The organism is Pseudomonas sp. GM50 (assembly GCF_000282375.1).
In the GTDB taxonomy this organism is placed as follows: Bacteria; Pseudomonadota; Gammaproteobacteria; order Pseudomonadales; family Pseudomonadaceae; genus Aquipseudomonas.
In genome coordinates, this window is record NZ_AKJK01000125.1 from 1 (window position 1) to 14528 (window position 14528).

Below are 14528 nucleotides of genomic sequence, written 5' to 3' on the forward strand. Positions count from 1 at the left end.
ATACGGCACCAGCCACAGCGCGGCAGAAGTCAGCATCGATACCAACGATCTTGCCGGTAGAGTCCGGAACCGAGAAGCCCGGCAGACCGTCACTCACACCACACTGTACGAAACCTTTCTTCTGCACTGCATCCAGGGTTGCACCCGCCTGAGCGAACCCACTGACACCGAGCACTGCGGCTGCAGTCACGATGGCCAGGGTGGATTTCAACATCTTCATTCAAACCTCCAGTTTTGCTCTTGTTGTGTCGGAGCTTGAGCCCTGTCGCACCCTTATGAGGCGTTGTTGACCCGTGTTGGCTTTTTTTAGGGTCAACCGAAGCAGGACCGTCGCTATGAGTCTAGTAGGAGAAAATCCACATCATGGACAACTCCCTTCTCACCAATCGGCCGAACGGGCGGTAGCCCTTTCACGTTCGCGAAGCCCGTAGCGGCCTTTGGCGAACATCCATCACCGGATTCTTTGCTATCCCAAGACCAGCCGTACACTGATAGTGTTACCGCCAGGCATGAGATTGGTTGCACAGGCTTCCCTATAGCAAAGCCCGTACCAGACCGCTCGCTAAAGCGATTCAGCGACAGGTCAATAGCAAAACTTGCAGCCTTGCGACATCTTCTTAACTGATCAACCCGTTGCGCACTCGAACCTCGCACTTAAATGAGAGCGCATGCACAAATATGGAGCACCCATGACCGAGCCCTTGATTCTGCAACCCGTCAAGCCCGCAGATGCCTGCGTAATCTGGCTGCACGGGCTGGGCGCCGACCGCTACGACTTTTTGCCGGTAGCCGAAGCGCTACAGGAAAGTCTGCTCACCACCCGCTTCGTCCTGCCCCAGGCACCGACTCGCGCCGTCACTATTAATGGTGGCTACGAAATGCCGAGCTGGTACGACATATTGGCCATGAGCCCGGCGCGCGCGATCAGCCGCGAGCAGCTGGAAGTGTCCGCGCAACGGGTCTTTGATTTGATCGAAGAGCAGAAGGTCTGCGGAATAGACGCCTCGCGCATCTTTCTCGCCGGTTTTTCCCAAGGTGGCGCCGTGGTATTGCACACGGCCTTTGTGAAATGGCAGGGACCGCTGGGGGGCGTACTGGCCCTCTCTACTTATGCGCCGACCTTCAGTGATGAACTGGAGCTTTCCGCCAGCCAGCAGCGCATTCCGGTGCTGTCATTGCACGGCCAGTACGATGACGTGGTTCAAAACTCCATGGGCCGGACCGCCTATGAGTATTTAAAGCAGCGTGGTGTCACCGTGACATGGCAGGAATACCCAATGGGCCACGAAGTGTTACCCGAAGAAATTCGTGACATCGGCGTCTGGCTTGCCGAGCGTTTGCGTTAAAAGCTACCCATTGATCCATCCCACTACGCCGCGCCCGATTCTTGCATTACACTGGCCGGCGTATATTCCTTAACCAATTGATGAGATGACCGTGCTCAAAGCACTCAAGAAAATGTTCGGTAAAAGCGAGACTGAGCAGCTCGCGCCAGTCTCCAGCGCTCCTTCTCATACTCCCAGCCACCGCACCGACGGTAATCAGCCTGGCCGGACCGCAACCGTAGCGGCACCGAAGCACGAGCCGGTGACCACACCGACCGCCCCCTCTGCCCCGGCCATTGTCTCTGAACAGCCGCGCAGCGAAGCCCCGAAACCAGCAAAACCGCGTCGCGAACCCAAGCCAAAAGCGCCGGTTATTCCCTGGAAACTCGAAGACTTCGTCGTCGAACCCCAGGAAGGCAAAACCCGCTTCCACGATTTCAAGCTCGCCCCCGAACTGATGCACGCCATTCAGGACCTGGGCTTTCCGTATTGCACGCCGATCCAGGCGCAGGTGCTCGGCTTCACCCTCGCGGGCAAAGACGCCATCGGTCGCGCCCAGACCGGCACCGGCAAAACCGCCGCCTTCCTGATTTCGATCATCACTCAGCTGCTGCAAACCCCGCCGCCCAAAGAGCGCTACATGGGTGAACCGCGGGCACTGATCATCGCCCCGACCCGGGAACTGGTGGTGCAGATCGCCAAGGACGCAGCCGACCTGACCAAGTACACCGGCCTCAACGTCATGACATTTGTCGGCGGCATGGACTTCGACAAGCAACTCAAACACCTCGAGGCCCGTCACTGCGACATCCTGGTGGCCACTCCGGGCCGCTTGCTCGACTTCAACCAGCGCGGCGATGTGCACCTGGACATGGTCGAAGTGATGGTGCTGGACGAAGCCGACCGGATGCTCGACATGGGTTTCATCCCACAAGTGCGTCAGATCATTCGCCAGACTCCGCCGAAGAACGAGCGCCAGACGCTGCTGTTCTCCGCGACCTTCACCGAAGACGTGATGAACCTCGCCAAGCAATGGACCACCGACCCGTCGATCGTCGAGATCGAAGCGCAGAACGTGGCCAGCGAAAACGTCGAGCAACACATCTACGCGGTGGCCGGTGCCGACAAATACAAACTGCTCTACAACCTGGTCAACGATAACGGCTGGGAACGGGTCATGGTCTTCGCCAACCGCAAGGACGAAGTGCGGCGCATCGAAGAACGCCTGGTGCGCGATGGCGTCAACGCGGCGCAGCTGTCTGGCGATGTGCCGCAGCACAAGCGCATCAAGACCCTGGAAGGTTTCCGCGAAGGCAAGATCCGCGTGCTGGTGGCCACCGATGTGGCCGGTCGCGGCATTCACATCGACGGCATCAGCCACGTGATCAACTTCACCCTGCCGGAAGTCCCGGACGACTACGTGCACCGCATCGGTCGTACCGGCCGTGCTGGCGCGGATGGCGTGTCCATCAGTTTTGCCGGTGAGGACGACTCCTACCAGCTACCGTCCATCGAGGCGCTGCTGGGTCGCAAGATCAGTTGTGAAACGCCACCGACGCACCTGTTGCGGGCGGTTGAGCGCAAGCGCCCGTAACGCGGGCCTTTCAGAAAGAGGCGCAGCCGGAAACGGACTGCGCTTTTTTTTCGTCCGGTTTTTTTAACAGGAGCTTGCCCAACACAACTAAAAGTCCATAATGGACAAATTAGTTTACTTTCAGCGCCCGGAGCCGACCATGTCCAGCACGCCTTACGTGATCACCCAACCCCAGGCCCGCGAACTGCTGGCGCAAGTCGACGTACCGCAGATCCTGCGCAAACTGTTTCGCGATCTGGCCGCCGGGCAAGCCGTGCAACCGGCGCAACAGTGGGTGGAATTCCCGCAGGGTGCCGGGGACTTCATCAACTACCTTGGTGTGCTGGCCGAAGACGGGGTCTATGGCGTCAAGACGTCGCCTTACATCGTGCGCGAGCAAGGCCCGCTCGTAACCGCCTGGACGTTGCTGATGTCGATGCAGACCGGTCAGCCGCTGCTGCTCTGCGATGCCGGTGAATTGACCACCGCACGCACCGCTGCGACGACGGCGGTGGCGGTCGATGCCCTTGCTCCATTGAACGCCCGGCGCCTGGCGATCATCGGCAGCGGTAAAGTGGCCCAGGCGCACCTGCATTACGTCAAGGACCTGCGAGACTGGCAAAGCATCAGCCTCTATTCGCCGAGCCTGAAGGGCAAGAACCCCGAAGCGCTGGCACAGCTTAAAAGCCTCGCTCCACGGCTGACCCTCGTCAACAGTTGCGAAGCCGCGATTCAGGACGCCGACGTGATCATGCTCTGCACCTCATCTGCCGGCCCGGTGATCGACCCGTCAATTTTGAGCAAACCGGCGCTGATCACCTCCATCAGCACCAACGCCCCACGCGCCCATGAAGTGCCGCCACAGAGCCTCAATGACATGCAGGTATTCTGTGACTATCGTCCGACCACCCCGGGCTCGGCCGGCGAGATGCTGATCGCCGGTGAGCAGCATGGCTGGGACAAGCGTTCGATTGTCGGCGACCTGCCCGACTTGCTCAGCGAAAAAGTCCAGCGCCCCGACTACGACCGCCCGGTGTTCTTCCGCTCTATCGGCTTGGGCCTGGAAGACATCGCACTGGCCAACGCCCTTTACCAATTACAGCGCTAACACCACGCCCTTCGTAGGAGCGAATGTGGCGAGGGGGCTTGCCCCCGTTTGAGTGCGCAGCACTCACAAAATCTTTGGCCTATCAGAAATTTTGGGGCAGCTTCGCAGCCCAACGGGGGCAAGCCCCCTCGCCACAGCCTCGCCCCCAAAAGGAGTTCTCTACAATTTCGGCATTTGCGCCCCCACAGGAGACGTTCATGAGCCAGGCAGACTTCATCATCATCGGCGGCGGGATTGCCGGCGCTTCCACCGGTTTCTGGCTGTCGCAGCACGGGCGGGTGATTGTGCTCGAACGCGAATCCCATCCGGCCTATCACTCCACCGGACGCTCGGCGGCGCTGTTCACCGCCGCCTACGGCACACCGCAGGTTCGGGCATTGACCCAGGCCAGCCGCGACTTCTTCGACGCACCGCCACCCGGTTTCTGCGAACACCCGCTGCTGACCCCGCGCGGCGAGATGACCGTCGACTTCACCGGCGACCCGGCCGAGCTGAGCAATCAATACCTGAGCGCCAAAGCCACGGTGCCAGAAATGCAACAGCTGAGTGCCGACGAAGCCTGTGCGCGCCTGCCGATCCTGCGTCGGGAAAAAGTCCATGGCGCAATCTACGACCCGACCGCCAGCGACATCGATACCGACGCCCTGCATCAGGGCTATCTGCGTGGTATCCGACGCAATAAAGGTGAAGTTCATACCGACAGCGAAGTGTTGAGCCTGAGCCGTGATGCCGAAGGACAGTGGCAGGTTCAAACCAACACTCAGACTTTCAGCGCCCCGATCATCATCAACGCCGCCGGTGCCTGGGCCGACAAGATTGGCGAGCTGGCCGGCGCCAAACCGCTGGGCTTGCAACCCAAGCGTCGGGCAGCCTTTATCTTTGCCGGCCCCGAGGGCCTGGATATCCATGACTGGCCAATGCTGGTCAGCCTCGATGAATCCTTCTATATGAAGCCCGACGCCGGCATGTTCCTCGGCTCACCGGCCAACGCCGACCCGGTAGAACCGCACGACGTGCAGCCCGAAGAGCTGGACATCGCCATGGGCATTTACCAGATCGAAGAAGCCACCACCCTGACCATCCGCCGCCCGACCCGCACCTGGGCTGGCCTGCGCAGTTTCGTGCGCGACGGCGATTTGCTGTCCGGCTTCGATCAGCAGGTGCCGGGGCTGTTCTGGGTCGCGGCGCAAGGCGGCTACGGCATCCAGACGTCGCCAGCCATGGGCCAGGCCAGCGCGGCACTGGTACGCGGCGAAGCCTTGCCCGAGCAGCTCACCCGTTTCGGCCTGGACGCCGAGATGCTCTCCCCTGCACGCCTGGGTTGATCCTGCCCGTCAGGTGACGTGTCCACACGATTGCGGCAAACTTCCAGCGCCCCCCTTTTTAACGGGGCGCTGACGCTGCCTGGAGTTCCACTGTATGAACGCACCTGAAAAAGACTCGGCCCTGGACACTGCGTCCATGGACAACTTTCGCGCGATTGCCGATGCGATCGCCACGTTGTTCTTCCCTCACGCCGAGGTGGTGCTGCACGACCTGCGCACGCAAAAGGTCGATTACATCGCCAACAACCTGTCCAAACGGGAAATCGGCGACGACTCGTCGCTGGAAGACATGCTCAGCGAAGACGTCAGCGAACGAAACATCGGGCCGTACGAAAAGCTCAACTGGGACGGCCAGAAGATTCGCAGCCTCAGCAGCGTGCTGCGCGACAGCGAGGGTCGTCCGCTGGCAGTGCTGTGCATCAACCTGAATATCTCGCTGTTCGAGAACGCGAAAGCGGCGCTGGATTTGTTCCTGTCGCCGACCAAGCTGATCCCGCAACCGGACTCACTGTTTCGCGATGACTGGCAGGAACGGATCAACACCTTTCTGCACGCCTGGCTGCGCGAGCGTCAGTTGAGCCTGAATGTGCTGACCCGCGACCACAAACGCGAACTGGTGCTGGCGCTGCACGCCGAAGGCGCCTTCAAAGGCAAAAGCGCCTCCAACTATGTGGCCAATGTACTGAACATGGGCCGGGCGACGGTGTACAAGCATTTGAAGGAATTGAAGGGTTAGGTCCGGGGATTTTGGCTGCCTGACAGGGCCCCTTCGCGAACAAGCCCGCACACACATTCAATCGCATTTCTTCAGGAAGAACTCGATCGACTGTAGGAGCGGGCTTGCTCGCGAAAGCGATTAATCAATCGCCGTAGATATCCGACTTGAAATACTTCTGCGAAATCTTCTGATACTCGCCACTGGCGCGAATGTCGTCGATCGCCTTGTTCAGATCCGCCACCAACTGCGTATTACCCTTGCGCACGGCAATCCCGGCGCCCTCACCCACGTATTTCGGGTCTTTCAATTCCGGCCCGACAAACGCATAGCCCTTGCCACGCGGCATCGACAGGAAGTCATTCAGTGGAATGGTGTCGGCAAAAATCGCATCGAGACGACCGGCGGCCAGGTCCATGTAGATTTCTTCGTTGTTGCCGTAGCGCTTGACGTTGATGCCCTTGGGTTCGAAAACCTCGGTGGCGTAACGGTCGGTGGTGGTTGCGCGCTGCACGCCGATGTTCTTGCCCTTGAGGCTGGCGTACTGATCATCCACTACCGCGCCGTCCTTCATCACCAGACGCGATGAGGTGAAGTAGTACTTGTGGGTGAAGTCCACCGACTTCTTACGGTCTTCGTTAATGGTCATGGACGACAGCGCCATGTCGATTTTCTTCACCTTCAGGGAAGGAATCAGACCGTCGAACTCGCCTTCGACCCACACACACTTGACCTTCATCTGCGCGCAAAGGGCATTGCCGATGTCGTAGTCGAAACCGACAATCTCGCCTTTGTCGGTTTTGGACGCAAACGGCGGATAAGCCGCTTCGATACCGATACGCAGGTCTTTCTCGGCGGCGAACAGGCTGCTGCACGCCAACAGGCTCAGGGCCAGACCGGTGATGAGGGGGAATTTCTTCATATTCGTTCTCTCGCGGGTTGTTGTTGGTTTGGCAAGACAGAAGAAAAAACTGAAACGGGGGAAACCTTTTTTGTACTTAGAATTCCATACTGGACTTTTATGTATTTTCCGTCAATCAGGTAGGCAGCGTCATACCCGGCCTCTGGTCGGGTGCTAGCCAAATGCAAAAAAGCCGGGTCGGTGCTTCGCGAACAAGCGAAACACCGACCCGGCCCTCGGGAACCTCCCAGAGCGTTACTCCAGTGCGGCAGCCGGCCCGAAGAACTCGTAACGGCTCTGCTTCTCTGGCACACCCAAAGCCTTGAGATGACGCTTGATCGCCGCCATGAAGCCTTTAGGCCCCAGGAAGTACGCATCCACATCACGCTGTTCCGGCAACCACTCGCCAAGTTGCTCCTGGCTCAACAGGCCAACCTTGTCCGCCGCCGGGCTGATGCCATCGTCTTCGGCATAGCAATAAAAACGCTTGAGTTGCGGATGACGCTCGGCCAGGCCATCGATCCAGTCACGGAAAGCATGCACGCTACCGTTGCGTGCGCAGTGGATAAAGTGCACCGGCCGCTCGGTCGCCAGCGCCGCTTCGAGCATCGCCAGCGTCGGGGTGATGCCGACGCCACCACTGATCAGCACCAGCGGTTTGTCGCTGGCAGTCAGGGTGAAATCCCCCGCTGGCGGGAACAGCAGGATGCTCGCGCCAACATGCAGTTGATCGTGCAAATGGTTGGAAGCGCGGCCGCCGGTTTCGCGCTTGACGCTGATGCGGTACTGGCCTTTGTTGGCCAGCGCCGACAGCGAATAGTTACGTCGAATTTCTTCGCCATCGAGGATCAGTTTCATGCCGATGTACTGGCCAGGCTCTGCCGCGAGAATCGGGCCCTTGTCCGCCGGTTCGAAGTAGAAAGAAATGATTTCCGCGCTCTCCTCGACCTTGGCCACCACGATGAATTCCCGCGCGCCACGCCAGCCACCCGGTGCCTGCGCTTTCTGGTCGTAGATGCTGGCTTCGGCGCCAATCAGGATCTCGGCCAATTGACCGTAGGCCGCGCCCCATGCGCTCATCACTTGCGGCGTGGCAATCTCTTCGCCCAGCACCTCGGAGATCGCTCGCAACAGGCAGCTACCCACAATCGGGTAATGTTCCGGGAGGATTTGCAGGGCCACGTGCTTGTTGATGATCTTGGCCACCAAGTCGCCCAACTGATCGAGCTGGTCGATGTGCCGCGCATACATCAATACACCGTTGGCCAAGGCGCGAGGCTGATCGCCGCTGGCCTGGTGGGCCTGGTTGAACAGCGGGCGGACTTCCGGGTATTCGGAGAGCATCATGCGGTAGAAGTGAGTGATCAACGCTTCGCCGCCGCTTTCCAGCAACGGCACGGTGGACTTGACGATGGCACGGTCTTGAACGCTAAGCATAAGAGCAACTCCTGGGCTTTATATGAATAACCTTTACATATCAGTTTCCATGCCAACAATTAAAACCTTATAAATCAGTTAGTTAAAAACAGAGTAGTCATATCGACACACGACGCTTTATAGTCATACCGACTACACGGAGTCATTATGACTGCAAAATTACTGCTCACGACCCTGCTGCCCCTGGTCTCCGACCTGTCCCGCGAACTGCCCGAAGGCGAGCGCTACCGACGCCTGCTCGAAGCCATGCGCGCCCTGCTCCCTTGCGACGCCGCGGCCCTGCTGCGACTCGACGGCGAATGGCTGGTGCCGCTGGCCGTGGACGGGTTGAGCACCGATACCCTCGGTCGACGTTTCAAGGTCAGCGAACACCCGCGCTTCGAAGCGTTGCTCAGCAGCCCCGGCCCGACTCGCTTCGCCGCCGACAGTGATTTGCCCGATCCTTATGACGGCCTGGTCGATGGTCTTCACGATCACCTGGAAGTTCACGACTGCATGGGCTGCCCGCTGTTTATCGACGAGCGCCCGTGGGGTTTGTTGACTCTTGACGCGCTCGACCCTGAACGTTTCGAACCGATCGAACTGGACGCCCTGCAAGCCTTCGCCAGCCTCGCCGCCGCCACGGTCAACGCCGCCGAGCGCATCGAACGGCTGGCCAATCGCGCCGAAGACGAACATCAGCGCGCCGAGGTTTACCGTCAGGCCAGCGGCCAGCAGAACCGCGAAATGATCGGCCAGAGCAAGACTTACAAACGACTGGTGGAAGAGATCAGCTTGGTGGGCGGCAGCGACCTGACGGTGCTGATCACCGGCGAAACCGGAGTTGGCAAAGAGCTGGTGGCCCAAGCCATCCACGCAGCATCCCCACGGGCCGACAAACCCATCATCAGCCTCAATTGCGCCGCCCTGCCGGACACGCTGGTGGAGAGCGAATTGTTCGGCCATGTGCGTGGGGCGTTCACCGGCGCGACGAACGATCGGCGCGGCAAGTTCGAACTGGCCAATGGCGGCACGCTGTTTCTCGATGAAGTGGGCGAACTGTCGCTGACGGTGCAGGCCAAATTGTTGAGGGTGCTGCAGAGCGGTCAACTGCAGCGCTTGGGCTCGGACAAGGAGCATCAGGTCGACGTGCGATTGATCGCAGCGACCAACCGCGACCTGGCCGAAGAAGTGCGCAGCGGTCGCTACCGTGCCGACTTCTATCATCGCCTGAGCGTTTACCCGCTGCTGGTGCCCGCACTGCGCGATCGCGGTCGGGATGTGCTATTGCTCAGCGGCTTCTTCCTGGAACAAAACCGCTCACGCATGGGCCTCAACAGCCTGCGCCTGACCAGCGATGCGCAAGCGGCATTGTTGACGTATGACTGGCCGGGGAACGTGCGGGAGCTGGAGCATTTGATTGGCCGTAGTGCGTTGAAGGCCTTGGGCAACTGCAAACAACGGCCGAAGATTCTCAGTTTGAGTGCGGCGGATCTGGATTTGCCCAATGGCAGCGTTGAACCCGCGCCAGAACAGGTGGATGCTGCGCCAGCGGTTGCATTAATTTCGGGGGATTTGCGTGAAGCCACCGAGCATTATCAGCGCCAACTGATCAGCGCTTGCCTGGAACGGCACCAGAACAACTGGGCCAGCGCGGCGCGGGAGCTGGGCCTGGATCGGGCGAACCTTGGGCGAATGGCCAAGCGGCTTGGCATGAAGTAACCCCGACATCATGGTTAGGTACTTCTGTGGCGAGGGGGCTTGCCCCCATTCGGCCGCGAAGCGGTCGTGAAACGAGTGATGAGGTGTGTCTTGAAAAAAAACGGGAGCGCTTCGCACTCCAACGGGGGCGAGCCCCCTCGCCACAGGCAAGCTCCCCTCTCCACAGGGGTTCACCGTTTGGCTGGCTGTGGGCATTTCCCCTAAAGCCTGCCCCCAACAAGTCGATAACCCGGCATCGATAGCTGTTGGCGATCTTCACAATCGCCCATCACCTTTCTCCACAGAAGGTTTTTATGTCTTCCAACAAAGCCCGCGCAGATTCACTTTCGCTTCTGCTGTTTACCTTGCGCAGCGGCAAGCTGATGGCGATCAACCTGCTGAAAGTCAGCGAAATCATCCCCTGCCCGCCGCTGACCAAGCTGCCGGAGTCGCACCCCCACGTCAAAGGCATCGCCACCCTGCGCGGCGCGTCGTTGTCGGTGATCGACCTGAGCCGCGCCATCGGCGAGCGACCGCTGGAAGACCCGAACGGTGGCTGCCTGATCGTCACTGACGTCAGCCGCTCCAAGCAGGGTTTGCACGTTCAAGCGGTGAGCAAGATCGTCCATTGCCTGACCACCGACATCCGTCCACCGCCCTTCGGCTCCGGCGGCGTGCGCTCGTACATCACTGGCGTGACCTCGGTCGACGGCACGCTGGTGCAAGTACTGGACATCGAAAAGGTCATCCACGGCATTGCGCCAGCGCAGATCGAAACGGCCCCGACCGAACTGAGCATGGAAGACGCCGAAGTCCTCGGCAATGCGCGGATTCTGGTAGTCGATGACAGCCAGGTCGCCCTGCAACAATCGGTTCACACGCTGCGCAACCTCGGCCTGCAATGCCACACCGCTCGCAGCGCCAAGGAAGCCATCGACTGCCTGCTGGACCTGCAAGGCACCGCCCAGCAGATCAATCTGATCGTCTCCGATATCGAAATGTCGGAAATGGATGGCTACGCCCTCACCCGCACATTGCGCGAGACACCGGACTTCTCGCACCTCTATGTGTTGCTGCACACCTCGCTGGATAGCGCGATGAACAGCGAGAAAGCTCGACTGGCCGGGGCCAACGCGGTGCTGACCAAATTCTCCTCGCCGGAACTGACCAAATGCCTGATCGCGGCGGCCAGGGCCGTCGCCGAACAAGGTCACTGAGTTTTGGCCGAGGACTTTTGTTTTCTGATGCGGCGCAACCTGGCTGAGGATGTGCCGCCTTGCACTTGGCCAAATGGCATTGAGTTGACCCAGTACCGTCCTGAACTCGCCGAAGCCGTCCATCACTTGATGGAACTCGGCTATCGGGAAGGTAGCGGTCGCGTACCGGCGCTGGAGGTCTGGCAACAGCGTTTCGAAACCGATCCCGAATACGATCCGTCCCTGTGCTTCATCGCGTTCGACGCCGAAGGAATCGTCGGCGTCGCCCAGTGCTGGACCAGCGCTTACATCAAGAGCCTGGTGGTGCACCCGCGCGCTCAAGGCCTCGGACTTGGCCGCGCATTGCTGCTGAATGCTTTCAACGTGTTTCAGCAACGCCGCGAAGGCTTTGTGGATCTGAAGGTGTTGGAGAACAACCTTCGGGCCCAGCGTTTGTATGAAAGTGCCGGGATGTATGTGGTCCGCCGGGAGCCGGTTCCAACCTGACACCGCTTTCGCGGGCAAGCCTCGCTCCTACACAGGTTACCGAACCCTGTAGGAGCGAGGCTTGCCCGCGAAGAGGCCCACACAACCACCCAAAACCATCAGGCATACTCCGACCTCGGCCACTACACGCCAAGGATGCCCAAACCATGAAAGCTACCACCCTGACCTTCCTCTGCCTCACCGCCCTCGCCACCCAAGCCCACGCCTCCAGCCCCGACGCCTGGGCCGCCTATGACAAAGCCGTGCTCGCCAGTTGCACCAAGGCCAGCGGCCTGAAGAACGCCAAACCCGTCGGCAACGCCGCGCAGTTCGATGACCGGGTCGGCTATACCGCGCTCCTGCTGCAAGGCCAGTACCCGCAAAAACACATGAAAGGCCAGCAAGGCACCGAGTTGTGCCTCTACAACAAAAAAAGCAAAACCGCCTACGTGACCGAGTGGGACTCCATCCGCCCAACAGCAAAAGCGCAATGAATGGCGCATAACTTGCTTCGGCACAGGCCTTTGCGGTGGCTTTTTGTCGCCATTTCATGCCCCCACAGGTGACTGGCCGTTCAATGAATACAACGTTTTCCTGCGTAGGTTGTGGCAAATGCTGCAACGACCACCATGTACCCCTGACACTGGCCGAAGCCCGGATGTGGGCGGCCGATGGCGGTCAGGTGATCGTGCTGGTGGAGGCCTTCCTCACCAATGGCCTGGGCCTGCCCGCGCAGCAACGCGAACACGCCGAACGCCGCTCGGTGGTGGTTCGAAGCGGCGCCGCCGAGGCGCACGTGGCGATCACCTTCGCCGCCTATAACGTCGGTCGCTGCCGGAATCTTGACGAAGACAACCTCTGCCGCATCTACGAACGCCGACCGCTGGTGTGCCGCATCTACCCGATGGAAATCAATCCGCACATTCCGCTCAACCCGGCGATCAAGGAATGCCCACCCGAATCCTGGGAAACAGGGCCGGATTTGATCATCGGTGGTGAACTGGTGGATCAGGAGCTTGTGGGATTGATCCAGCGCTCCCGTCAGGCGGATCGCGATGAGATTCAGACCAAGGAGGCGATTTGTGCGCTATTGGGGATTCGGACGACAGCGTTGAAGGGCGATGGATTTACTGCATATTTGCCGGACATGACGGCGTTTGCCATCGTCATTGATCAGGTGGCGCAGCAGCCGTTGGCAGGGGCGGACGGGGAATGGATTTTTCATGTGTCAGGCGATGATATCGCCGGGCAAGTGCAGGCAGCCGGGGCGCTGGTGGCGACCGAAGTGCCGCTGAACTATGCGTTTATTTCGTTGCGGGCGGCCTGAGCCAGAGGATGTGTTGTATTTAATGGCCTCATCGCGAGCAGGCTCGCTCCCACAGTGGATTTCGTCGTACACAATATATGTGTCTCATGAAGATCAAATGTGGGAGCGAGCCTGCTCGCGAAGACGGCAGATCAGGCACCGCTGAGGTAAAAACTCAGCGCTTACCCATCGAACGACGGGTGCCAGGAGGCGCTGCACCTGGGGTCTTGGTGTGGCCATTCTTCGCGCCATTCTTGTACCAAGGCTGGCTGGCATTCTTCGCCGCGGCCAATTCTCCCGGTTTGAACGGAAACTTGAACGCTGGGATCGCCGCTTTGGTTTCGCTGTCTGCGCTGGAGTCGACGCTGTCTGGCAGGTCTGCCGGGGCGTCGCTCAAAGCGTCGGCAACCGGCGGTTGTGTCGGGGAAGTCATGAAAGCTCCGGGTGATGCTCAAAGAGTCGGGCCCGGTAGGCGAGCCGCGAAAGGCGGCAGTATACCTGTGTCGGGAGCTGCAAGCTTCAAGCCGCAAGCGAGTCCGTCGGGTTTTGTGCTGACGGACCTGTCGCCTTCGCGGGCAAGCCTCGCGCCTACAGGTGCATTGTGTCGTACACCGAATCTGTGAACGACGATGAACCCTGTGGGAGCGAGCCTGCTCGCGATGAACGATAACGCGGTCTACGCCGGATCGACGTTATCCAGAACCCGATTCACCGCCAACTCCGCCAACATGATGACCTGCTGGATCGCCAACGCCGTTTGGCGCTGCGGGCCGGTCAGGTGGTTGGCGAAATCGCTGGCCAAGACACTCGCCGAGGCCAACGATTCACAGGCGTGGGCCAGCAGGCTTTCGGTATCGGCATTAGGGACGACCATGAACATGGTGCTGGGGCGGCGTTTTTTTTCGGTGTAGGACGCCGGGGGATCGAGGTAGTAATCGAGGGCGCGTTTTATGGCTTCGCGGTCTTTGAGTAACTCTTCGGTGCGCAGGGTGTCGGGGTTGGCTTTGTTGAAGTTCGAATCAGAATTATCGTTTTCCATTTGTAGCTCCTAATCTCAATTGGAGCCATCACTTGCCGTTATGGTCGTGAGGCTTTCGCCTACTCGTTTCGGGGATCTCACGCCCGGTCGCTGAATGTGCAGCGACAGCCAAAGACTAGAGAGCCCGCGTCCGACGGACAACCTGAAAAATGCGTGGGAAAGGTCTGCGTTCTGACACTTCAATTAAACATTCAAAAACAGCATTCCCCCCAATCCCACGTCTGACATTCATTACTGTAGGAGCTGTCGAGTGAAACGAGGCTGCGATCTTTTGATCTTGAAAACCAACGTCAAAAGATCGCAGCCTTCGGCAGCTCCTACGTGGGGTTGTTTACACCCGCGAGGGATTGGTCGGCTGTCAGGCCGCCATCGCGAGCAGGCTCGCTCCCACAATTGAACCGTGTGCATCTGCGAGAGATTGGTCGGCTGTCAGGCCG

Annotated in this window: 14 protein-coding genes and 1 pseudogene; 10 read left to right on the forward strand and 5 right to left on the reverse strand. The window is 59.7% G+C overall.

Going from position 1 to position 14528, the window contains the following annotated elements; genetic code table 11:
* Positions 1-220: pseudogene (locus PMI30_RS02615) on the reverse strand (amino acid ABC transporter substrate-binding protein); the annotation flags it as partial.
* 469 nt (positions 221-689) lie between these two features.
* Between PMI30_RS02615 and PMI30_RS02610 the strand changes: the two are divergent.
* From PMI30_RS02610 to PMI30_RS02590, 5 genes are all read left to right on the forward strand, one after another.
* On the forward strand, positions 690-1346 hold the full coding sequence (locus PMI30_RS02610) for an alpha/beta hydrolase (protein WP_008014449.1): 657 nt from the start codon (positions 690-692) through the stop codon (positions 1344-1346).
* A gap of 85 nt (positions 1347-1431) precedes the next feature.
* Positions 1432-2919, forward strand: coding sequence for an ATP-dependent RNA helicase RhlB (gene rhlB, locus PMI30_RS02605; protein ID WP_008014451.1), 1488 nt, complete (start codon positions 1432-1434; stop codon positions 2917-2919).
* A 139-nt stretch (positions 2920-3058) separates the two neighbouring features.
* Entirely contained in the window at positions 3059-4006 is a 948-nt protein-coding gene (locus PMI30_RS02600) for an ornithine cyclodeaminase family protein (RefSeq protein WP_008014453.1), read from the forward strand.
* A gap of 197 nt (positions 4007-4203) precedes the next feature.
* The gene (locus PMI30_RS02595) at positions 4204-5331 is read left to right on the forward strand and encodes an NAD(P)/FAD-dependent oxidoreductase (RefSeq protein WP_008014455.1); all 1128 of its coding nucleotides are present in this window, start codon (positions 4204-4206) and stop codon (positions 5329-5331) included.
* Positions 5332-5425: 94 nt separating this feature from the next.
* Entirely contained in the window at positions 5426-6067 is a 642-nt protein-coding gene (locus PMI30_RS02590; protein WP_008014457.1) for a helix-turn-helix transcriptional regulator, read from the forward strand.
* A gap of 124 nt (positions 6068-6191) precedes the next feature.
* Here the strand turns inward: PMI30_RS02590 and PMI30_RS02585 are convergent, their stop codons facing one another.
* Positions 6192-6968 carry an ABC transporter substrate-binding protein gene (locus tag PMI30_RS02585; RefSeq protein WP_008014459.1) on the reverse strand — a complete coding sequence of 259 codons (777 nt, stop codon included), beginning with the start codon at positions 6966-6968 and terminating at the stop codon, positions 6192-6194.
* Positions 6969-7202: 234 nt separating this feature from the next.
* Complete coding sequence (gene hmpA, locus PMI30_RS02580; RefSeq protein WP_008014461.1) at positions 7203-8384, reverse strand: NO-inducible flavohemoprotein; 1182 nt, start codon at positions 8382-8384, stop codon at positions 7203-7205.
* Positions 8385-8531: 147 nt separating this feature from the next.
* Here hmpA and norR point away from each other — a divergent pair, with 147 nt between their 5' ends.
* The 5 genes from norR (at position 8532) to PMI30_RS02555 (ending at position 13073) form a co-directional block, all read left to right on the forward strand.
* A complete protein-coding gene (norR, locus tag PMI30_RS02575) occupies positions 8532-10085 on the forward strand; it encodes a nitric oxide reductase transcriptional regulator NorR (RefSeq protein WP_008014463.1) in 1554 nt (517 codons plus the stop codon).
* 293 nt (positions 10086-10378) lie between these two features.
* Positions 10379-11281 carry a chemotaxis protein CheV gene (locus PMI30_RS02570; RefSeq protein ID WP_007905472.1) on the forward strand — a complete coding sequence of 301 codons (903 nt, stop codon included), beginning with the start codon at positions 10379-10381 and terminating at the stop codon, positions 11279-11281.
* 27 nt (positions 11282-11308) lie between these two features.
* Entirely contained in the window at positions 11309-11767 is a 459-nt protein-coding gene (locus tag PMI30_RS02565) for a GNAT family N-acetyltransferase (protein ID WP_008014464.1), read from the forward strand.
* A 146-nt stretch (positions 11768-11913) separates the two neighbouring features.
* The gene (locus tag PMI30_RS02560; RefSeq protein ID WP_008014466.1) at positions 11914-12240 is read left to right on the forward strand and encodes a hypothetical protein; all 327 of its coding nucleotides are present in this window, start codon (positions 11914-11916) and stop codon (positions 12238-12240) included.
* Between the two features lie 83 nt (positions 12241-12323).
* A complete protein-coding gene (locus tag PMI30_RS02555) occupies positions 12324-13073 on the forward strand; it encodes a YkgJ family cysteine cluster protein (protein ID WP_008014468.1) in 750 nt (249 codons plus the stop codon).
* Between the two features lie 154 nt (positions 13074-13227).
* Here the strand turns inward: PMI30_RS02555 and PMI30_RS02550 are convergent, their stop codons facing one another.
* Both PMI30_RS02550 and PMI30_RS02545 read right to left on the reverse strand, forming a co-directional pair.
* On the reverse strand, positions 13228-13485 hold the full coding sequence (locus PMI30_RS02550) for a hypothetical protein (RefSeq protein ID WP_008014469.1): 258 nt from the start codon (positions 13483-13485) through the stop codon (positions 13228-13230).
* A gap of 243 nt (positions 13486-13728) precedes the next feature.
* A complete protein-coding gene (locus tag PMI30_RS02545; protein WP_008014471.1) occupies positions 13729-14091 on the reverse strand; it encodes a DUF6124 family protein in 363 nt (120 codons plus the stop codon).
* Positions 14092-14528 lie beyond the last annotated feature (437 nt).

Bases quoted from the DNA above. Each gene is read 5' to 3' on its own strand.
- PMI30_RS02550 (WP_008014469.1), bottom strand. From the start codon at position 13,485: ATGACTTCCCCGACACAACCGCCGGTTGCCGACGCTTTGAGCGACGCC.
- PMI30_RS02560 (WP_008014466.1), top strand. From the start codon at position 11,914: ATGAAAGCTACCACCCTGACCTTCCTCTGCCTCACCGCCCTCGCCACC.
- PMI30_RS02585 (WP_008014459.1), bottom strand. From the start codon at position 6,968: ATGAAGAAATTCCCCCTCATCACCGGTCTGGCCCTGAGCCTGTTGGCG.
- PMI30_RS02600 (WP_008014453.1), top strand. From the start codon at position 3,059: ATGTCCAGCACGCCTTACGTGATCACCCAACCCCAGGCCCGCGAACTG.
- PMI30_RS02545 (WP_008014471.1), bottom strand. From the start codon at position 14,091: ATGGAAAACGATAATTCTGATTCGAACTTCAACAAAGCCAACCCCGAC.
- PMI30_RS02590 (WP_008014457.1), top strand. From the start codon at position 5,426: ATGAACGCACCTGAAAAAGACTCGGCCCTGGACACTGCGTCCATGGAC.
- PMI30_RS02595 (WP_008014455.1), top strand. From the start codon at position 4,204: ATGAGCCAGGCAGACTTCATCATCATCGGCGGCGGGATTGCCGGCGCT.
- PMI30_RS02610 (WP_008014449.1), top strand. From the start codon at position 690: ATGACCGAGCCCTTGATTCTGCAACCCGTCAAGCCCGCAGATGCCTGC.
- hmpA (WP_008014461.1), bottom strand. From the start codon at position 8,384: ATGCTTAGCGTTCAAGACCGTGCCATCGTCAAGTCCACCGTGCCGTTG.
- rhlB (WP_008014451.1), top strand. From the start codon at position 1,432: ATGACCGTGCTCAAAGCACTCAAGAAAATGTTCGGTAAAAGCGAGACT.
- PMI30_RS02565 (WP_008014464.1), top strand. From the start codon at position 11,309: ATGCGGCGCAACCTGGCTGAGGATGTGCCGCCTTGCACTTGGCCAAAT.
- norR (WP_008014463.1), top strand. From the start codon at position 8,532: ATGACTGCAAAATTACTGCTCACGACCCTGCTGCCCCTGGTCTCCGAC.
- PMI30_RS02570 (WP_007905472.1), top strand. From the start codon at position 10,379: ATGTCTTCCAACAAAGCCCGCGCAGATTCACTTTCGCTTCTGCTGTTT.
- PMI30_RS02555 (WP_008014468.1), top strand. From the start codon at position 12,324: ATGAATACAACGTTTTCCTGCGTAGGTTGTGGCAAATGCTGCAACGAC.